Below are 22,486 nucleotides of genomic sequence, written 5' to 3' on the forward strand. Positions count from 1 at the left end.
ATCCCTATATCATCAATAATTTAAATTTTTAACTAATTCCAAAAAGACTACTAATTGGACCCCATGGTAGGATAATACCTAACGCCATAGTAATAATTATTAAAATAATTGTTGCCCAGAATAAACCATGACTTGCTTCGTGTTTCTTGCGTTTCGCGATAGATACTTCCATTAGTGCAACTACCGCTATACCACAAAGCATCTTCAATGTTAACAACATATGGTTGCCTCCACCACCATGGCTAGCAGCCATGAATTCTTGAATTAACAACCAGAACCCTGAGAATAAAGTGAGTAACATAAAGACTCTTAATGCCATTTGTAAAGGTTTAAACATAGGTGTAGGACCTTGTGATTTTGAAATATGTAAAAATGCAATTACATATAAAATAATTGTCAACGCCCAACTTGCAATATGCATATGTAACAAGACCGAATTCCCCCAATACTATTTATTACCTTTTTACTTACCTATCATATCACATAAACACTTGAACGTATTGTTAAACGATATAAGAGAAGGATATGAAACTAAAATAATGGTTTTGTAGAATTTCCATGTGAAATTCTCTTTGCTGGGGCCCCAACCCCAGCTTGCTTTGCTTGTGGAATTTCCATGTGAAATTCTCTTTGCTGGGGCCCCTGAATTAAAACGCTTGTAAAAAGTGCGTTTTTATTTCTGACAACTATTGGCAATATACAATTAGAGCCTGGGACATTGATTTATGTCCCAGGCTCACCTGCATTTACTGATTAGAATTAAGAAATAATTATAATATAAAATGTCTCAATTCAATCATTTATTATGAACTAATTATGATAGACAATCCTTATAGCGTTTTGAACTATTAATTAATCTTTAGCAATATAAGCAGTTAATGTACCAATATTATCAATAGTAACTTTGACTTCATCACCAGGTTGTAAGAATTGAGGTGGTTGTAAACCTGCACCTACACCAGCTGGTGTACCAGTAGCAATGATATCTCCTGGATGTAATGCTACATATTTAGAAATTTCTTCAATTAAATCATCAATTTTATTAATCATTTGACTTGTATTACCATCTTGACGAATATCATTATTAACTTTAGTTACGATATTAACATTTTCAGGTGTTGGTAACTCATCCTTAGTTACAATATAAGGTCCCATTGGGCAACCACCTGTCAAACTTTTAGATAGAAATGCCTGATCTTGTTCATTTTGCGCCTTACGATCAGTAATATCATTAATAATTGTATATCCGTAGATGTAGTCTAATGCTAATGCTTTCGGAATTTTTTCTCCAGATTTACCGATTACGATACCTAATTCACCTTCGTAATCTAATTGATCAGTGATATCTTTATGATTTGGAATTGTTGATTCATCACCAGTTAATGATGATGCTGCTTTAGTAAATACGTATAATCGTTGTACTTCATGATTTAATTCACTTGCGTGATCTTGGTAATTACGACCGAATGCAATAACATTATTTGGTGGTGTAACTGGTGGTAAGAATTCAATGTCATTAAAGGCGATTTTGAATTCATCTGCTTTACCACTATCTTCAGCCGCTACAACTGCTTTACGCACTTGTTCTTGGAAATCTAATGTTTGGTTTTGTTGTAATCCCTCTAATAATGTTTGAGGGTGGAAGTCACCTTCTCCAAATTCCGCAAATACCTTTTTAAGATCCCAAACTGCGTCTTCACGCTTAACTTTTACGCCGTAAGATTCAGCGTCTTTATAATTGAATGATAAAAATTTCATTCAGTATCAACTCCTCATCTATATCTTAATACATATTATAACTTTAATCTTTGATAAACCACAAATATATATGTCTGAAATTTTAGAAATTTAATACACATTTTATTTATTGGATTAAAAACCTATTAAACATCTTCTTCAATACTCATTTGACCAAATTGGAAGAAATAAAGGTAACCGTATACTTTAGAATTTAAAATTGTTTCTAATGTGTTTTTATAATATTTCATTTGAATTTTGTACTTATCACGAAGTTGTATACCTACCTCTTCATCTGTCATACCTCTACGCTTATTAAATGCATCTGTTTTATAATCTACAAAGTAATATTGACCGTCCTTTAAAAATATTAAATCAATCATACCTTGAATTATTGACACATCTTCATCTAATTCAGGCATTTCGTCTACACGCGCTTGATTTACGACAAATGGTAACTCTCTATAAACTTTGTCAGCTTGTGTAATAGTCATATACAAGTCACTTCTAATAAAATTCATAACTGCTTCAAATTGAATATCTTTTTTTGCATCTTCTTCAATAATATGCTTTTCAATTAATTCATTAATATAGTCATTCAATTCTGTTTCAGTCATACGCGTTTCTTTAAATGGTAGATGTTGCATGACTGTATGCATTAAAGTACCAATTTCATTTGCTTTACGTTTTTTATTTTCACGTAAAAACTTAGGTCTCTCATAAGTTGATACACCTATACGGTATTGTCTTACCCTTTCGTAACTTGTACCACTTTCTTCTATTTCTAATTGACGCTTTAATTCTGAAACAGACTGTTTAGATGGTTTCTCCGTATCTTTTAAAAAAGGATATTTAAATGATAATTGATCATTAATTTGTTGCTTTAATGTCTCATCATGCGAGCCTTCTACTTCTAAATCTGAAACATCGCGACTTTCTTGTTCTGATTCACTGTCCTCAATCGAAAGTTCTTCAAATTGTGCAATTTTAATATCTACAGTAGGACGCAGACTCTCATCTAGATTATCAATAGATTTCTCAAACTGATACTCTGGTAATAAAGATGTAGATTGGTATTTAGCCAAAATACTATATATTAAATCAAAAGGTCGATCTGCTGATAACCGCTTATGCAATGCAATTTGATTACCTGAAATTGGCAATCGCTCAAGTTTTTCTAATGTTTCTTCCTTATCAATAGTACCAATAAGAATGAGTTGCTCTTTCGCTCGCGTTAAAGCTACATACATCAATCGCATTTCTTCAGAAATAAGTTCTTTTTCAGTAATTGATTTAATGACAACTGACGATAGTGACGGATAGGTTACATTTTGGTCTAAATCAAAATAATCAATACCTAGACCATATTTTTGATTTAAGATGAGTGGTTTACGTAAGTCGCCTTTATTAAAATTCTTTGAAAGACCCGAATAAATAACATATGGGAACTCTAGACCTTTACTACTATGAACTGTCATCATACGTACCACATTATCATTAGGTCCTATAACATTCTCTTCACCAAAGTCTTTGTTGCGTTCTATTAGTTCGTCAATAAATCTTATAAATTGATAAAGCCCTCTAAAACTTGAATTTTCAAATTCTACTGCTTTATTAAACAATCCATATAGATTTGCACGTCTACCTTTACCACCAATAAGGCCACTAAAATATTGAATCACGTAATGATCATTATAGAACTTATCAATTAATTGATACACAGGATGAGATTGACTATATTCTTGATACATGTTTATATCATCCATAAAATGTTCTAATTTCTCAACTAACGTAGGGTTCGCTTCTTGATCTTTCATATAATGCAATATGGATTGATAGAAATAATCATCGTTCATACTTTGAACTCGAATGTTTGCTAATTCATCTTCCGTAAATTGGTATATAACCGATCTCATTAATCCTACTAAATATATATCTTGTAAAGGATTATCAACGGTTCTTAAAAATGATAAGACGAGACGTACTTCAGTTTGTTCAAAGTAACCTTCCTTACTATTTACATGGAAGGGAATATTATAGTCTTTAAATACTTGTTGTAAATTGCGCGCATTTTTCAACCCTCTTTCAAGTATGACGATATCTTTGAAAGTAGCTTGTCTATAAGATTCTGATTTCATATCATAAACTTGTTTATGCTCAATAATATATTTAACTTGCTCAGCAATATAGCGAGCTTCTTGTTCTGACTTTTCTAAATCATTATCGCTACTCTTATCCTGAATTAATGCATGTAGTTCAAGAGGCATAGAATTATCAGAATATTTAGTAGCACCAAAATAAAGTCTCGCATCAGCATCGTACTCAATTTCACCTACTTCTTCATCCATCATATGGTCAAATAAGTAGTTTGTTGTGGCGAGTACTTCTTTACGTGAACGGAAATTCTTAGATAAATCGATACGTAACCCTGATTGATCGCCATCTTTTGTGAAACGATGATATTTATCCATAAATAGCGTTGGATCAGCCTGTCTAAATTTATAGATAGATTGTTTAACGTCACCTACCATGAATAAATTTCCATTAGATTCGTCACCACGTTTAATTTTAGATATGATTGCTTCTTGTACTTGGTTCGTATCTTGGTATTCATCTACTAAAATCTCTTCAAATTGTGATCGATATTCTTTAGCGATAGGCGAAGCATTGCCCTCTTGGTCAGTTAATATTTGTAAAGCGAAGTGTTCATAATCAGAAAAATCCAGTACATTTCGACTACGTTTTTTTTCAGCAAAGTCATTAATAATATCCTTAACGATTTGTACAAGGTATTGAATTCTAGGAGCCAAACGTTTCATATCTACTTTTAAATCTTCATAAGAACGCATTAGATACTTATTTTTTACTTCCGATAATAGTTTTTTATAATCATCATAAAAATCTTTAGCGTTTGTTAAAAACTGAGAACTTATACCTTCATCTTCATTCGTATCTTTTAATTTTTTTGTAATTGTAGGCAATTTTTCAGAGGTATAATTGATGATTTCTTCAAAATTTATTACATTACCCTCAATCATTTTTTCACATTTATATTTTTCTAGTTTGATAACATCTAAATGCTTTTCCGCTTCTATACAATTTAGAAAGTTATTTTCCGCTTCTAACAAAGTATGATATGCAGCTTTGATATAAATTTTCGATAATCTTTCTAATTCGTCTAAATATAATTTATGTTTATTATCGTCCGTGTAAATTTCAACTAATGAATCCAACCACTGGAACGGTGAAGGATTGGCTATACTGAAATTATAGAAACGTTTTAACAAATCTCTAAAATTATCATCATTACGATCACTTGATAATTGTTCTACTAAAGTAAGAAATTCAATATCCGGTGTATCATAATGTTTTTCTAAAACTTCATCAATAGACTGTTCAAGTAACAGCACATTCTCAACATCACTAATTGTGCGGAAATTAGGATCCAAATCAATGACATCATAATGCTGTTGAATAATCTTTAAACAGAAGCTATGTAATGTCGAAATTTGTGCTTGGTGAATTTTAATGCGTTGATTCTTTAAATGTTCATTTCTAGGATCTTCTATTGACGCTTGTTGAATGCGCTGATCAACACGATGCTTCATTTCTCTCGCACTTAAATTAGTAAAAGTAACAACGAGTAACTTATCAACATCTATTTCATCTCTAATAATTTTTTGAATAATTCTTTCTACTAATACTGCAGTTTTACCAGACCCTGCTGCTGCAGCTACTAATACATCTTGACCATTAGCGTATATACTCTTCCACTGTGCATCTGTCCATTGAGCATCTTTAGGTTTGATGGGGATGTTATTCAATATGATCACCGCTTTCTAACTCGACATCTTGTATTGCTTTGATAGGATCTATAGTTTCATCTACATGGCGATAATGTTTACTATCAATAATAGTATCCACATGGCACACTGATTGAAAATTACAAAATTGGCATGGTAATTGGTCATCGAATTTAAGTGGTGCAACTTCGGTATGACCTTCCATAATATTTGTAGCAGTCTTTATAAAGTTGTCTTTATTATGTTTGATAAATTTATGAATTGTTGTTTCATCAGCAACACTGCTCCCCCTACTTCCAATACTTCCGTCTTTCTTCAGGCTAACTGGAACAATGTCGGATTTACCAATTTCTTCTAAACGAATATCCAATGCGTCTACTACATCCATATCGCTATTAACTAAGCCACGTAATTTATATTCTTTTAAAAATGCTTGTTCAAGTTTGTCCTGTGTTAAAGCATCATCTTCCAATTCTCCCCAGTCTTTAAAACTGAGACGTTCATCATGTACATGGAAATACAATAGGCCACCTGGTTTAATTTCATTAGATAATCCCAGACGTTGGGCATTTTGCAAAGCAATATCCATATAAGTCATCATTTGCATTTGTTTACCATAATAAACCTTTTTTAAATCTAATTTCGCACTGGGATTAGATGACTTATAATCAATAATATTAATGTAGCTCTTATCATCTTTAGTGTAAGCATCTATACGATCAATTTGTCCTCGTATATTAACTGGAATGCCCTGTTTTGTAATTAATGGTTGCGCAATAAGTTCTTCACTGTTGTTCGGTGTCTTTCTAAACCCTGCTTCGAAACGTTGTGGTTTGAACTTTGTATTTTTATTTTGATAGCGTAATGCTTTCAAAGTACTTTCGACAATGACACCAATTCGTTTTGACACATATCGATAGTATGCATTTGAATCCATGAGATTAAATTGGACTTGAGGTAAAACATTTTCTAAAGCCTCAACAGTTAAAGCATGTATCTTCTTATTATCAAGATTTTTAAAGTCTCCATCTACCTTATCCGAAATATACTTCAATACTGTATGGAAAATATTTCCTAAATCAAAATTTTCAAGCTTATATTTCGTTCGCTCATTTAACCTTAAACCATGATTCGCATAATGTTTAAACGGACAATCATTATACCCTTCAAATCTAGATACACTTGCGTTAATAGTTGAACCATATAAAGATGCAGCCAATGGTTCATCTAATTTCACTGTTTCGTTGTCATATGTCAACGCAGTTAATAGGTACTCTAAACCGTTATTCAATTTGTCATTATCACGCATGACTTGATAAGCATCAACCCATACATCAGCGACCATCTCTGCCTCTAGCCAAGCTTTTAAAGATTCGAATAAGACGACTTTAGTTTGATGTGGATGCTCCATTAACGATAAAGGTTGTGCATTATGTTGATAATGAATATTCGTTACTTCTAACCCATTGAACAACCCTTGTATTTGGTCTATAAATGGACTTTTTTCTTTATCCTCACCTTGTGCACCCATTAAACTATATGAAAATGTAACTTGTTCACTGCCTCGTGTCATTGCAATATAACAAACAAACGCTTCATCCATTTGTAAGATATCTGATGTAGGACTTAATTCAACTTGTGCTTGTTGTTCAAACACTTTCTTTTCTTCATCTGTTATTAGACTAGAAGAAGAAACCGGTTGCGGCATAGCACCATCGTTCATTCCAACCATATAAATATGCTTTTTATTGTCTACTTTCGCTAAGTCCATTGTCCCTATACTCACTTGATCGAGGGTTTGAGGAATCATTACAAATTCTAATTGTTCTAAACCAATATCAAATACCTCTAAAAAGCGTTTAAGAGTCATTTCTTCATTATCAAATACAGTGACTAAATCATCTAAAATTTGAATAAGTCCATTCCAAATTTGATCTATTTCTTCAGCTTCTTCATGACGACCATCGACGTCCAATTGGTCACGGTGAGTCATTAAATATTTAGGTAAATCAAATGCCTCCATTGTCTCATAGAAAGCTGTCGCAAAACCTCTCACATTTTCTGCTTCGTTCATTGCTTTTTCAAAAGTTAATATTTTATCAATAATATCATTTTTTAAATGAACTACTTGCTCGAAATCTTCTCGTTCTTCAGTAGTTAATTTATGTTCTTTACGTCCCATTTTCGTAAAGTTATCAATACTAAACAGTTTTTCATCAAGCCAACGTTTGCCATAAACACCACGTTCAACGACAAAGTTCTCTAATAAATCAATTAAATATGCACTATCCTTAAAGTGATTAGTTAGAATATTGGTTTTAATTAAACGCATCATAGGACTAATATTCCAGTTTGTTTGAATAACTTCCAAAAGTGAGCGTACCATTTCCATGATTGGATGATGTGTCATTGATCTTTTAGTGTCGATATTAAATGGAATATCATACTGTGGAAGAACAGAGTCAAATAAATATGCATAAGCTTCATCACGATACAAGATAGCAATGTCTTGATATCTATATTGCTTATCACGTGTATCTTTAATAATTTGGCGAGCTACTTCATTAACTTCTTCACGTATACTTGAGGATTCTAAAATATTAATATTGCCATCGTAAGCGATAGGATTAATTTGCAATGCGTCAAATTGTTGTTCCAGTTGTATTAAATCTTTATTGTTAAAACGATATTGTTGTTTAAAGAATTGTTGTTGTAATTCTATGTTTAAATCATTGGCAATTTCCTTTAGATGCGTTAATACCTCTGAAGGTTTTCTGAATAAACTAAATGGATCTTCATTACCATCAGTTGTTAAAAGAACAGTAACTTTTTTGGCGCTTTGAACGAGTGCTTTAATAATTTGATACTCCAATGTAGAGAAGTTGTGGAATCCATCTATGTATACCTCTGCTCTTTTAATCCATTCTGATTGACTTAAAATATCAATAAAATGATTTAAACTATCCTCTGAAGTAATAAATTCGCCATTTATGCGTTCCTCAAAATACTGATAAATAAGCGATATATCTTCTAATTTATGTCTAGTTCTCGTCTTCAAGTCATTATCTTGCAAAAATGTATGTAAATGTTCTGGCGTAACAGAATATTTTTTAAAATCTTGAATTTGTTCAATTAACTTCTCACTAAAACCATAATAATTTACTTGTGATTGATATAGTTTTAATTCCGATTGATGTTGTTGAACTAAATCATAAATCATCATTTCTGTAGCCGCTTGTGTTAGTCGTTCTTCAGTTAATCCCCCAACCTCTTGAAAAACTCTATAACTTAAGCGTTCAAAGTGAAGCACTTCAGTTCTTAGACTTCCATTCAATTCTTTATCATTAACAAATTCTTGTTCTAATTGAAAAGTACTCTGTGTTGGTGCTATTAAAACAATTGGATCACCTAGAGGATCCTCTTTCATTTGTTGCTTAATATTATCAATCATATGATGAGATTTGCCTGTTCCTGCTCTGCCAATGTATGCGTTCAACTCCATTATTCCCACACTCCTTTGAACTTATTTTAACACAGAACATACGTTCTTAAAAATGTTTTGTTAGGTCGAAATATTGAACAAAAAAAGACTGGCGGAACCTCTATGAACATTCCATTACCAGTCTTGCTATGTTAAAAATTAATTCATTAATACTAATTTTTCTTATTTTTCATTATCTGGATTAAAGTTAAATTTGAATTCACTAAACGGCCAAAATCTAAATGATACTTTACCAACAATTTGATCTCTATCAATTAAACCAAACGCCCTACTATCCTTACTGACTTCTCTGTTATCACCTAAAACTAAGTATTTACCTTTTGGTATGATATTTGATTTAGGATTTGCATTTAGTAAATCTTTAGTTTCAAATGAACCCGTAATATATTCACCTTGTTTACGTTTTTCATTGTAATCAAGATAAGGTTCATTTATCTTTTTACCATTAACATATAGTTTATCATTTTTATAAATAACGTTATCGCCAGGTACACCAATAACACGTTTAACATAATCGTCTTGTTGATTCGCATGAAATACGATTACATTACCTTTTTTTATGTCTCCAACTTTATATCCTAGAATGTTAACCATGACGTGTTCACCATCTTTTAGTGTTGGATCCATTGAATCGCCTTTTATAGTATATGATTTAGCTACGAAGTTGACCATTACCCATACAAGTAATAAACCTACCGCTATGGCAACAATCCATTCAACTATTTCTTTCTTCAATTTTAACACCTCATCTACTTATTAAACTGATAGGTAAATTCTTTAAATGGATAATACTTTAAACTAACATCTCCTACAATATCGTCCTTATCTATTAATCCATATGTTCTTGAATCACTTTGTTTATCACCATTATCATTTAAAATAAAATATGAATTTGGCGGAATAATATCACCATCAGAATCATGTAAATCTCTTATTGCAAAATTATTAATATCTCTATTTTTAGCATAAAATTTATTAACTTGTCTATCATCTCTATACAATTTACCGTTTCTAACTTCAATTGATTCACCAGGCTTGCCGACCAATCTACCAAAGTGTAATTGATTTTTATGTCGATACATGATAATATCTCCATCTTTCAACATGTTAAAGGTAACTTTAATTTTATTAATAATGACACGGTCACCTTTATTCAAAGTTGGTGACATATCATCAGTTTGAACTACAGCACTTTTAACTAAGAACATTTGTATAAACATGACAAACAGACAAGCAAATAGGAATGCTACAATCCAACTTGTCACTCTACGCACCTTGTCACTCCTTGTCCGAACCCATGAAATAGCCCTCGACTTTCTTACCAACAAACCATAACGCTATAGTAACTATTAATACCATTATTGCTCTAACAGGATGTGTGAAAAATGAGGTTACACTTTTTCCCATAATCGCCAAAAATGTTATAGAAATTAACTTAGATATAAGTAAAATTATAAAATAATATTTGCCTCTAATATGAGAGAAACTTGCCACAAAATTAACTAGTGTATTGGGTGTAAACGGAAAACACATTAATATAAATATTGGTACTAAGCCCTGTCTATCTATAAAATGAATAAGGCGTTCAACTGAGCGTCTTGATTTAATCCGCTTCATAAAGTTAGCATTAACAAATTTTCTACAGAAAAAGAACACTGTATAAGTACCTGCTACAACACCTAACCAACTAATAATCGTACCTGCTATAAAGCCATAAGCATGAACACATAAAATAACATACAATGTTAAAGGAAGTACTGGCACAATGGCTCTAAAAAATAAAATAATAAATCCAGCCAGATAACCAAAACCTTGTAATAAATCAAACCATTGTTCAATTTGATGAAACATAGTTACATCAAATCCTTCCTATTGGATTAACAGTTATTATTTCATAGAAATATTGTACACTGTTTCATTTATAAATCTACCTATATAACAATAAATCAGTCACAGGTAGTAGTTAGAACTCATTCCTTAGCTTTAATATAAAGATATATATTAGAAAAGTCGATACGGAATTTGATCCATATCGACTGTGTAAGACATATTTAATTGACGTTATTGAATGACTAGAGAATTATAAACGCTCTTCTAATTCTTTCTTCTTATCTTCAAATCCAGGTTTACCTAATAATGCAAACATGTTTTGTTTGTATGCTTCTACTCCAGGTTGGTTAAATGGATTAACACCTAATTGATATCCACTCATTGCACACGCTAATTCAAAGAAGTATACAACATAACCAAATGTTTCTTCGTCTAAGCGTGGAATATTCACAACAACATTAGGAACGCCACCATCAGTGTGAGCTAATAGTGTACCTTCAAATGCTTTAGTATTAACTTCATCAATTGTTTTACCTGCTAAGTAATTTAATCCATCTAAATCATCACTATCTTCTTCAATTGTAATATCGTGTTTAGGGTTGTTTACTTTTACAACTGTTTCAAATAAGAAACGACGTCCTTCTTGGACATATTGACCTAATGAATGTAAATCAGTTGTATAGTTTGCACTAGATGGATATATACCTTTAAAGTCTTTACCTTCAGACTCACCATATAATTGTTTCCACCACTCATTGAAATATTGCATTGACGGTTCATAATTAATCAACATTTCAGTAGTGTAGCCTTTGCTATATAAAATATTACGGATTGTCGCATATTGATAAGCAATATTTTCATCTAATTTATCAGATGATAATTCTTTACGCGCTTTATTTGCACCAATCATAATTGATTCAATATTTATACCAGCTGTTGCAATCGGTAATAGACCCACAGCAGTTAATACAGAATAACGACCACCAACATCATCTGGTACTACAAATGTTTCATAACCTTCATTATCTGCTAATTGTTTTAATGCACCTTTTGCTTTATCTGTAGTAGCAAAGATACGTTTTTTAGCTTCTGCTTTACCATATTTATCTTCAACTAATTGTTTAAATAATCTAAATGCTACTGCTGGTTCTATAGTTGTACCAGATTTAGAAATAACATTTACTGAAAAATCTTTATCTGATAAGTAGTCTACTAATTCTTTAGTGTACGTTGATGATAAATGATTACCCACGAATACAATCTCAGGGTATTCATTTGAATTGCGGAATGATGAAGTTAACATTTCAATAGCAGCACGTGCACCTAAATATGAACCTCCGATACCAATTACTACTAATACATCTGAATTAGATTTTATACGTTTTGATGCTTCCACAATTCTTGAAAATTCTTTCTTATCATAGTCTTCCGGAAGATTCACCCAACCTAAGAAATCACTACCTGCACCAGTACCTTCGTGAATCGTTTTATGAATTGTTTTAACGATATCTTGTTGTTGATCAATTTCATGTTGACCAAAGAATTCCAATGCTTTTCCATAATCTAATTGAATATGAGTCATTTTATAAAAGCCTCCTGTATGTCCTTGTTGATTTAATTTTACTAACTTTAAGCCTTCTATTCAATTGACATGACTGACTATTCGAATATTTTCAAATTAATTCAACAATTTTAAGACATTTTTTAATAATTTTAAAATGAATAATTTCTAAATAAAATAATACTTATATTTCCATATCAATATGTAACATATCCTTTTATACAATTGATATGTTGATGATAAAAGTATTTCCGAATTTTTGTATATTTATGTAAAAAAATGGTTTTATTTTCATTTGATATCTGTTAGTATAAATTTATATCAATTTTCAGAAAAATTATGAGGTGAATTTTAATGAAAGAGAAAATCGTATTAGCATATTCAGGTGGATTAGATACAAGTGTAGCCGTTAAATGGCTTATAGATAAAGGCTATGATGTCGTAGCTGTATGTTTAGATGTTGGTGAAGGTAAAGATTTAGATGTTGTATACTCTAAAGCACTAGATATGGGTGCAGTTGAGTGTCATATTATTGATGCTACTAAAGAATTTAGTGATGACTTTGTAAGTTATGCAATCAAAGGTAACTTAATGTATGAAAATAGTTATCCACTCGTATCAGCTTTATCTCGTCCACTTATCGCTAAGAAATTAGTTGAGATTGCTGAACAAACTAATTCTGTCGGTATCGCGCATGGTTGTACTGGTAAAGGTAATGACCAAGTTCGTTTCGAAGTTGCTATTAAAGCATTAAACCCTAACCTAAAAGCATTTGCGCCAGTAAGAGAATGGGGTTGGAGTCGTGAAGAAGAGATTGATTATGCCATTAAACACAATATCCCCGTTGGCATCAATCACGATTCTCCTTATTCAATTGATCAAAACTTATGGGGTAGAGCAAATGAGTGTGGTATTTTAGAAGATCCGTATGCTGCCCCTCCAAAAGACGCTTATGATTTAACTGCAGAGTTAGAAGATACACCAGATACACCTGATGAAATTATCCTTTCATTTAAAAACGGTGTTCCAGTTCAATTAAATCATCAAGATTATGACTTAGATCAATTAATATTAACTTTGAATGAATTAGCTGGAAAACACGGAATTGGACGTATCGACCATGTAGAAAATCGTCTAGTTGGTATTAAATCTCGTGAAATATATGAAACTCCAGGTGCAGAAGTAATATTAAAAGCACATAAAGCACTTGAAACATTAACGTTAACTAAAGATGTAGCTCATTTTAAACCAGTGATTGAAAAACAATTTGCTGAACAAACTTATAATGGTTTATGGTTCTCACCATTAACTGATAGCTTAAAATTATTCATTGATAGCACGCAACAATATGTTGAAGGTGATGTTAGAATTAAATTATTTAAAGGTAATGCCATTGTTAATGGAAGAAAATCTCCATACACGCTATATGATGAAAAATTAGCAACATACACTAAAGAAGATGCATTCAATCAATCAGCAGCCGTAGGTTTCATCGATATTTATGGTTTACCTACTCAAGTAAATGCATATCTTCATGGAGGTTATAGTAATGAGTAGTAAAGCATGGGGTGGTCGTTTTCAACAACAGCCGGAAGATTGGGTAGATGAATTTAATGCTTCCATAGATTTCGACCAAACATTGTTGGATGAAGATGTCCAAGGTAGTATTGCACATGCTACCATGTTAGCTAATCAAAATATCATTTCACAAGATGATAAAGACGCAATCATTAATGGCTTAAAAGAGATTCAACAAGACTTTCATAATGGGAAACTTGCGTTTAAAAAATCGCTTGAAGATATTCATTTAAACATTGAACATGAACTCATTCAACGTGTCGGTGACGCTGGAGGTAAGTTGCATACAGGCCGTAGTAGAAATGACCAAGTGGCTACTGACTTGCATTTATACGTAAAAAAAGAAGTACTTGAAATTCAAGACCTTATTCGTTCATTCCAAACATCCATTCTTAAACTAGCTCAATCACATGTGGATACAATCATGCCAGGATATACACACTTACAACGTGCTCAACCGATTTCTTTTGCACACCATGTTATGACATATTTCTGGATGCTAGAAAGAGACTATTCACGTTTTGTTGATAGTATGAAACGTATTGATATTTCACCATTGGGTGCAGCTGCATTAAGTGGTACAACACACCCTATCGATAGACACGAAACGCAACAATTATTAGAATTTAGTTCAGTTTATGAGAATAGTTTAGATGCGGTGAGCGATCGTGATTACATTATTGAAACTTTGCATAATATTTCATTAACTATGATTCATTTATCACGTTTTGCTGAAGAAATTATCTTTTGGTCTACGGATGAAGCGAAATTCATTACCCTATCTGATGCTTTCTCTACAGGTTCATCTATTATGCCTCAGAAGAAGAATCCAGATATGGCAGAACTTATTCGTGGTAAAGTAGGACGTGCTACAGGACATTTAATGAGCATGCTTGTAACATTAAAAGGGTTACCACTTGCATATAATAAAGACTTACAAGAAGATAAAGAAGGTTTATTTGACTCAGTACGTACTATAAAAGGTTCACTACGAATTTTTGAAGGTATGTTAGATACAATGACCGTTAATACAGACCGTTTAAACGAAACTGTGCATCAAGACTTTTCAAATGCAACGGAATTAGCTGATTATTTAGTAGCTAAAGATGTACCATTTAGAAAGGCGCACGAAATTGTTGGTAAAATTGTCTTTGAGTGCATTCAACAAGGTATCTATTTATTAGATGTACCTCTTGAACGTTACAAAGAATTAAATTCAAATATTGATCAAGATGTTTATGATTATCTTAAACCGGAAAACTGTCTTAGCCGAAGAAAAAGTTATGGTTCAACAGGCCAAGACGCAGTACGTCATCAGCTTAAAGTTGCTGAAAAATTATTAAATAACGATTAATTTTAGAGGTTGGGTATGGGCCAACGAATTCTGAATGAATTCTATCCATTCCCAACCTTTTTGTTAAATATATTGAGTGAACATTAATTATATAATAGTTATTTAAAGCTTCTGCAAATTCACTTTCTTACACAAAATATCACTGATAGATTTTAATTATACATTTAACTTTGAAAGGATGAGTTTGTTGAAAGCAAGTAATAAAGGTATCATTTCATGTTTAACAGTAGCCAGTTTGAGTCTAGCGATTATACATACGCCCGTTGAAGCAAGTGGTGGTGAATCATCAAACACTACAACTACGAACCTAACTAATGCATCTAAAACTCAAAACAATCATACTAATTGGTCAAGAAATTTAACAGGAGAGCGCCATACTACTATTGCACATCGTGGTGCTAGTGGCTATGCACCAGAGCATACTTTTGCAGCGTACGATAAAAGTCATAATGAATTAGGTGCCTCATATATTGAAATAGATTTACAACGCACTAAAGATGGTCATTTAGTTGCAATGCATGACGAAACAGTTGATCGTACAACAAACGGCTCAGGACGTGTCGAGGATTATACATTAGCTGAATTAAAGAAATTAGATGCGGGTTCATCATTTAATGAACAAAATCCTCAATTAGCCAAAGATAGTTATAAAGGTGCTACAGTTCCAACATTAGATGAAATTTTGACACGTTATGGTACAGATGCCAATTATTATATTGAAACAAAGCAGCCTGATGTTTATCCTGGCATGGAACAACAACTGCTAGACACACTAAACCGACATAACATGCTTACTTCAAATTCTCTAGAAAATGGACATGTCCTGGTACAATCATTTTCAGAAGCTAGCTTATTAAAAATGCATCAATTAAATTCAACTGTGCCATTAATATGCCTATTGGACAAAGGTGAATTAGCTCAACAAAGTGAAGCAGATTTACAACGTATTCGTTCTTATGCAATTGGTGTCGGTCCTGAATATAGTGATTTAAATGCACAAAATACAGCTCATTTAAAGGATTTAGGTTTCCTTGTACATCCATTTACCGTGAATGAAACTGCCGATATGCAGCGCTTGAACCAATACGGTGTTGATGGTGTGTTTACAAATTATGCTGAGCAATATAAAGCAATAAGTGCTCAAAAATAAAAGTATAACTATGGTTCATAAATTAATAATTTAGAGAACAACAAAATAAACGCTATCGCTTGTTTATGTATCAAAACAAACGATAGCGTTTTAATTATAAGCTCTTCGTCAAATCGGATTGATGAGTCCTAATGTTGAGATTAATCAACCTTAAGTTGTTTAATCTCTTTTTGCATAAATAGCGTAGGTTGATAAGTGAGCTCGGCATAGTAGAACAAGCTCATTCGTCCTTTATGTTTTTTCTCAATCACTTCATCTGAAAAATTTTGATTTTTATCTTTAATTCTTAATGTATTTAATATAGACTTACACATAGGCGCATTACCTTTCTTTTTTATTTTGTGTGGTAACTAATAATTATAGAGGTAATTGCGCCATTTTTGTATTCAAATATAAAAATTGGACTGATGAAATTTGTCATCAGTCCAATTTATTATAGAGCCTAATTATATTGATATTATGGCTTATGCCCAACCACGGTAGCGAGCTGCTTCTGCAGTACGTTTAATACCTAAAATATAAGCTGCTAGTCTCATGTCAATTTTTCTATTTTGTGCTAATTCGTAGATTGTATCAAACGCATCTACTAATTTTTCACGTAATTTATCGTTAACTTCCTCTTCAGACCAATAATAACCTTGGTTATTTTGCACCCATTCGAAGTATGAAACTGTTACACCACCAGCACTTGCTAGTACGTCTGGTACCAATAAGATACCACGTTCAGTTAAAATTCGTGTAGCTTCAGGTGTAGTAGGTCCGTTAGCCGCTTCAACAACAATATCGGCTTTAATATCATTCGCATTATCTTCAGTGATTTGGTTAGAAATCGCAGCTGGTACTAGAATGTCACAATCTAACTCGAACAATTCTTTGTTAGAAATTGTGTTATCGAATAAGTTTGTAACTGTACCGAAACTATCACGACGATCTAATAAATAATCGATATCTAAACCTTCTGGATCATGTAATGCACCATAAGCATCAGAAATTCCTACGACTTTTGCACCCATGTCATATAAGAATTTAGCTAGGAAACTACCTGCATTACCAAATCCTTGGATAACTACGCGAGAACCTTTAATTTCCTTACCACGACGTTTAGCTGCTTGTTCAATAGCAATCACTACGCCCAATGCAGTTGAACGATCGCGTCCTTGTGAACCACCTAATACGATAGGTTTACCTGTAATAAAACCAGGTGAGTTAAATTTATCTAAAGCACTATATTCATCCATCATCCAAGCCATAATTTGAGAGTTAGTAAATACGTCTGGTGCTGGAATATCTTTTGTAGGACCAACGAATTGAGAAATTGCACGTACATATCCACGAGATAAACGTTCAACTTCATGAATACTCATTTGACGTGGGTCACATACGATACCACCTTTACCACCACCGTATGGTAAATTAACAATACCGCATTTTAAAGTCATCCACATAGATAATGCTTTAACTTCTTCTTCATCTACTTCAGGATGGAAACGGACCCCACCTTTAGTTGGACCAACAGCATCGTTATGTTGAGCACGATAACCTGTAAATGTTTTAACAGTACCGTCATCCATGCGTACTGGGATACGAACTTGTAAAAATCTTAATGGTTCTTTGATTAAATCATACATACCATCGTCAAATCCCAATTTGTGTAAAGCTTCTTTAATGATACTTTGTGTAGAAATCACTAAATTATTATTCTCAGTCATGATCACTTTCGCCTCTTTTTAACAAATGATTTCGCTTTCATACATATTGTAACACATGTCTTTGCTTTTTAAAGGGTTTTCAAAATGAATGTTACAACTTTTTGAACTTAATTAAATACGCTTCTGATTCTATCTAATGCATCATCTAATTCTTCTTTAGAAATAACTAAAGGTGGAGCAAATCGAATCACCGTATCATGAGTTTCTTTACATAATAGTCCTTTTTCTTTTAATGCTTCACAGAAAGGTCTAGCACTTTCATGTAATTCAACACCAATAAAGAGACCACGACCACGTACTTCTTTAATAGCTGGGTGATTAATTTTTTGTAATTCAGATTTAAAGTATTCCCCTAATTCATGTGAACGGCCAGGTAAATCTTCATCTAATATGACATCTAACGCAGCGATTGAAACGGCACAAGCTAATGGATTACCACCAAACGTAGAACCGTGTGAACCAGGTGTAAATACATCCAGTACTTCGTTGTCAGCTAAGACTACAGAAATAGGTAGTACGCCGCCACCAAGCGCTTTTCCTAAAATATAAACATCAGGTTTAACATTATCCCAATCAGTCGCAAATAATTTACCAGAACGTCCTAAACCAGCTTGAATTTCATCGGCAATAAATAAAATATTATGTTCATCACATAATTCTCTGATAGCTTTTAGATAACCTTCAGGTGGGATATTAATACCTGCTTCACCTTGAATCGGTTCAACTAAAATAGCAGCTGTATTCTCATTAATAGCTTCTTTTAATTTATCAACATCGCCGAAATCTACTTTGCGGAAACCATCTAATAATGGACCATAACCACGTTGGTACTCAGCTTCTGATGATAAAGATACTGGCGCCATAGTACGACCATGGAAGTTACCATTAAATGCGATAATTTCAGCTTTATCTGGTTCAAGACCTTTTACATCATATGCCCAACGACGTGCAGCTTTCAATGCAGTTTCAACTGCTTCCGCACCAGTATTCATTGGTAGTGCTTTATCTTTACCTGATAATTTACAAACTTTTTCATACCATTCACCTAAATTATCACTATGAAAAGCACGAGAAACCAAAGTTACTTTGTCAGCTTGATCTTTAAGTGCTTGAATAATTTTAGGATGACGGTGTCCTTGGTTAACAGCTGAATAAGCTGAAAGCATATCCATATATTTATTACCTTCTGGATCAGTTACCCAAATACCTTCCGCTTCTGCAACAACGATTGGTAGTGGTACGTAGTTTTGAGCTCCATAATGGTTTGTTAATTCAATGATTTGTTCTGACTTAGTCATAATATCTCCCCTTTGCTTAATTTATATTAAAACTAATGGCCATACGATTACGGCTTTCGATGTCATATACAAAGAAGTATATTTGCAAAATTAATAAGAGCATTAAATGACTCATTGTTACATCAAATATGCCCTTCGTTTCTAAATGAAAGCCCTTACAGATATAATGACATACCTATCAATATTTTTACAAGCAAAATATTAAAAATTTTCCGATAAATAAAATGAATTAAGATTCCTTTGGTATTTACATAAAAAAGATTATGACAAGAAAGATTGCCATAATCTATTATAAACTCTAAGTTCATCTACATTTATCAAATTAAATTTATAAAGATATTTTGAACATCTTCTTTTTAACTAGATTAAAACTAACCGCAAAGTTTAACATCTATTCACTCATTAATACTATTTATCTTTACGAGGTAACGGATAAAAACCTTGGTTAAATTGTTTCCACAAATTAGGTGTTAATTCATGCTTATCTTCACGATGAGGGTCAAATTCTGATAAAATTTCATCTTCTTTTCCTTCTTGAATTTTGCTGATGAAATTATAATCTAATAATATTTCACGACCAAGTGCTACGAGTTCAACACCTGTTGATTCAATAGCGTCTAATGCATCATCAGCTGTAAATACAGATCCTACACCAATAACTGGGATACGACCATCCACCCATTGGTGAATTAATTTCAATCGCTCTTGTCCTGCATACTTACCTTCTCTTGTAGTTGAGTGAATATCTCCAAGAGATATATGAACATAATCAATTGATTTTTCAGTAATTGTATTAATTAATTGTTCGGTAATTTCCATTGAAATACCTGGTGATTCAGCTTCTTCAGGAGAAAGTCGATACCCTACTATGAAATCATCGCTCGCATATTCTGATTTGGCCTTTAATACTTCATCTATAACAGCAGTTGGAAACTTCATGTGATCAGACCATTCATCATTTCTTCTATTATAATATGGAGATACAAATTGGTGAATTAAATAGTGATTAGCACCATGAATCTCTACGCCATCAAACCCAGCTTCGATTACTCGACGCGTTGCTTCACCGAAATCTTTAATTGTTTGTTCAATTTCTTCAGGCGTAATTTCTCTAGCATCATGTTCATGTTGTTGTCCGAAGCTTTTTAAAGTGATAGGACTTGGTGCAACAACATCTCCATTCGGTGTTAAATTAGCTAATGCTTGTGCGCCACCATGATGAATTTGAACTAAAGCTTTAGCACCATTCTTCTTCATAGCTTGTGCTAAACGCTTGAGTCCTTCTATATCTGAATCATGCGCAACAGAAGGTTGTCCCGGAAAAGCTTTACCAATATCGTTAACATTACTTGCAGCATTGATAGCTAAACCAACATCTTTAGAGCGCTTTTCAATATACGGTATTTCCACGTCAGAAATTGTACCATCATCATTAGATGAAATATGCGTTAATGGCGCCAATACAAAACGATTTTTTAATTCAACCCCATTTGGCAAAGTTACGGTTTCAAATAATTTTTCATATTTTTTATTCATAGGTAAGTCCTTTCCTTTTTAATTATGACTAGACTATAGCACGCAAAATTAAAGCTCCTCCAATATTCTGCTTGACTGTACATGCATATATTGGTGTCGCTTTTTTATAATCAAACGCATAAAAAAGCTAACGTTATATTAAAATATAACGTTAGCTTAGCGTGTTAACAGTCAATCAATTATTACGAATCGCACGTTTAGACTGTTTAATCCAGACCGGTAGGCGTTCTTCAAGTGTTTGAAACCCATACTTTTCTGTTTCTTTAATTTCATCTAATACTGACTGCTTTTCTTTTTTTCGTTCATAATTCTTAAAGTAATCATTATCTTTAAGAGACAAATTTAGTTTTCCTTCATCATCAATTGATAAAATTTTTGCTTTAACGATTTGTCCTTCTGATAGAAATTTTTTTAAGTTGTGGACGTAATCATCCATGATTTCAGAAATATGGATAAGTCCTTCAGTATGGTCAGGGGTCTCAACAAAAGCGCCATACGGTTGAATTCCAGTCACACGCACTTTAATATGCTGACCTTCTTTATATTGATTATTCAACTTGATAACCCCTTACTTCGATTTACTTAACATAATTATAATAGCATAAATCACAAACTTGGACTAACTATAAACCAATAAAAATCCACATTTTTTCAAAAATATAATAACCCTTTCGACAAATACTAAATTAACGTTCGCATTTAAGGTTATCGTTTTAAAAATTGCAATTGAATTGAAAGTTTAAACCATAAAAAAAACGAATCGACATCAACCGTCGATTCGAAAGATTTGTTCATAATCAATTATTATTTATCTTCTACATCAATAGATTCAATAACTACATCATGTACAGGTTTATCTTGTGCACCTACTTTAGTATTTGCAATATCTTCTAAAGTTGCTTCGCCTCCAATTAGTTGTCCGAACACAGTGTGTTTTTGATCTAACCAAGGCGTGCCACCATTATCCGCATATGCTTTGGCAATCGGTTCAGGCCAGCCACCATCTACTAATTGGTTAACCATAGATTCTGGAACTTCTTTCATTTGTACAACAAAGAATTGAGAACCATTTGTGTTTGGTCCTGCATTTGCCATTGAAAGCGCACCATATAAGTTAAAAGCCTTTAAAGAGAATTCATCTTCAAAAGAACCTCCATAAATACTTTCACCACCCATACCAGTTGCTGTAGGATCTCCTCCTTGAATCATGAAGTCATTAATAACACGGTGGAAAGTAATACCGTCATAATAACCATTTTTAGCGTGTGTCACAAAATTTTCAACAGTTTTCGGCGCGATATCTGGGAACAACTTAAATGTCATATCGCCTTTATTTGTATGCATAACAACTTTAATTTCATTGTCTTGTATTTCTTTGTTTAGTTGTGGATAGTTAGTCATTTCAATTCTCCATTCATGTTATGATGA

General features: G+C 32.7%; 16 protein-coding genes and 1 pseudogene. 3 read left to right on the plus strand and 14 right to left on the minus strand.

Annotated features, from left to right (window positions below):
• Positions 1 to 28: 28 nt before the first annotated feature.
• From SBL15_RS01520 to SBL15_RS01555, 8 genes are all read right to left on the minus strand, one after another.
• On the minus strand, positions 29 to 430 hold the full coding sequence (locus SBL15_RS01520) for a YisL family protein (RefSeq protein WP_037538693.1): 402 nt from the start codon (positions 428 to 430) through the stop codon (positions 29 to 31).
• Positions 431 to 852: 422 nt separating this feature from the next.
• Positions 853 to 1,758, minus strand: a complete 906-nt coding sequence (locus tag SBL15_RS01525; RefSeq protein WP_107612353.1) for a fumarylacetoacetate hydrolase family protein — start codon at positions 1,756 to 1,758, stop codon at positions 853 to 855.
• Positions 1,759 to 1,883: 125 nt separating this feature from the next.
• A complete protein-coding gene (gene addA, locus SBL15_RS01530) occupies positions 1,884 to 5,561 on the minus strand; it encodes a helicase-exonuclease AddAB subunit AddA (protein ID WP_317954982.1) in 3,678 nt (1,225 codons plus the stop codon).
• On the minus strand, positions 5,554 to 9,042 hold the full coding sequence (gene addB / locus SBL15_RS01535; RefSeq protein ID WP_317954984.1) for a helicase-exonuclease AddAB subunit AddB: 3,489 nt from the start codon (positions 9,040 to 9,042) through the stop codon (positions 5,554 to 5,556). Before addB ends, addA begins: the two co-directional genes overlap by 8 nt.
• A gap of 162 nt (positions 9,043 to 9,204) precedes the next feature.
• Positions 9,205 to 9,777, minus strand: coding sequence for a signal peptidase I (gene lepB / locus SBL15_RS01540; protein ID WP_011276252.1), 573 nt, complete (start codon positions 9,775 to 9,777; stop codon positions 9,205 to 9,207).
• Between the two features lie 14 nt (positions 9,778 to 9,791).
• On the minus strand, positions 9,792 to 10,316 hold the full coding sequence (gene lepB / locus SBL15_RS01545; protein WP_037538701.1) for a signal peptidase I: 525 nt from the start codon (positions 10,314 to 10,316) through the stop codon (positions 9,792 to 9,794).
• A gap of 4 nt (positions 10,317 to 10,320) precedes the next feature.
• Positions 10,321 to 10,893 carry a TVP38/TMEM64 family protein gene (locus SBL15_RS01550; protein ID WP_037557736.1) on the minus strand — a complete coding sequence of 191 codons (573 nt, stop codon included), beginning with the start codon at positions 10,891 to 10,893 and terminating at the stop codon, positions 10,321 to 10,323.
• Between the two features lie 229 nt (positions 10,894 to 11,122).
• Positions 11,123 to 12,454, minus strand: coding sequence for a glucose-6-phosphate isomerase (locus SBL15_RS01555; RefSeq protein WP_107612362.1), 1,332 nt, complete (start codon positions 12,452 to 12,454; stop codon positions 11,123 to 11,125).
• Positions 12,455 to 12,787: 333 nt separating this feature from the next.
• Here SBL15_RS01555 and SBL15_RS01560 point away from each other — a divergent pair, with 333 nt between their 5' ends.
• The 3 genes from SBL15_RS01560 (at position 12,788) to SBL15_RS01570 (ending at position 16,515) form a co-directional block, all read left to right on the plus strand.
• Positions 12,788 to 13,990: an argininosuccinate synthase gene (locus SBL15_RS01560; protein ID WP_075140689.1), complete on the plus strand. Its 1,203-nt coding sequence runs from the start codon at positions 12,788 to 12,790 to the stop codon at positions 13,988 to 13,990.
• Positions 13,983 to 15,365 (plus strand): argininosuccinate lyase, encoded by a 1,383-nt coding sequence (gene argH, locus SBL15_RS01565; protein WP_011276257.1) that lies wholly within the window; start codon positions 13,983 to 13,985, stop codon positions 15,363 to 15,365. Before SBL15_RS01560 ends, argH begins: the two co-directional genes overlap by 8 nt.
• Positions 15,366 to 15,552: 187 nt before the next feature.
• A complete protein-coding gene (locus SBL15_RS01570; RefSeq protein ID WP_317964143.1) occupies positions 15,553 to 16,515 on the plus strand; it encodes a glycerophosphodiester phosphodiesterase in 963 nt (320 codons plus the stop codon).
• Between the two features lie 182 nt (positions 16,516 to 16,697).
• On the opposite strand, the pseudogene SBL15_RS01575 reads toward SBL15_RS01570, so the two are convergent.
• The 6 genes and pseudogenes from SBL15_RS01575 to SBL15_RS01600 all read right to left on the minus strand — a co-directional run.
• Positions 16,698 to 16,829, minus strand: a pseudogene (locus tag SBL15_RS01575) (ISL3 family transposase); the annotation flags it as partial.
• Positions 16,830 to 16,979: 150 nt separating this feature from the next.
• Positions 16,980 to 18,224: a Glu/Leu/Phe/Val dehydrogenase gene (locus SBL15_RS01580; protein WP_317954989.1), complete on the minus strand. Its 1,245-nt coding sequence runs from the start codon at positions 18,222 to 18,224 to the stop codon at positions 16,980 to 16,982.
• A gap of 107 nt (positions 18,225 to 18,331) precedes the next feature.
• Complete coding sequence (locus SBL15_RS01585) at positions 18,332 to 19,522, minus strand: ornithine--oxo-acid transaminase (protein WP_016931162.1); 1,191 nt, start codon at positions 19,520 to 19,522, stop codon at positions 18,332 to 18,334.
• 408 nt (positions 19,523 to 19,930) lie between these two features.
• Positions 19,931 to 21,058, minus strand: coding sequence for an NADH-dependent flavin oxidoreductase (locus SBL15_RS01590; protein WP_037538717.1), 1,128 nt, complete (start codon positions 21,056 to 21,058; stop codon positions 19,931 to 19,933).
• A gap of 175 nt (positions 21,059 to 21,233) precedes the next feature.
• Entirely contained in the window at positions 21,234 to 21,614 is a 381-nt protein-coding gene (gene ygs / locus SBL15_RS01595) for a S1 domain-containing post-transcriptional regulator Ygs (RefSeq protein ID WP_317954991.1), read from the minus strand.
• A 248-nt stretch (positions 21,615 to 21,862) separates the two neighbouring features.
• On the minus strand, positions 21,863 to 22,459 hold the full coding sequence (locus SBL15_RS01600; protein ID WP_107611960.1) for a peptidylprolyl isomerase: 597 nt from the start codon (positions 22,457 to 22,459) through the stop codon (positions 21,863 to 21,865).
• Positions 22,460 to 22,486 lie beyond the last annotated feature (27 nt).

Origin of the sequence: Staphylococcus sp. NWU MKU2 (assembly GCF_033283605.1) — a bacterium.
In the GTDB taxonomy this organism is placed as follows: domain Bacteria; phylum Bacillota; class Bacilli; order Staphylococcales; family Staphylococcaceae; genus Staphylococcus; species Staphylococcus haemolyticus.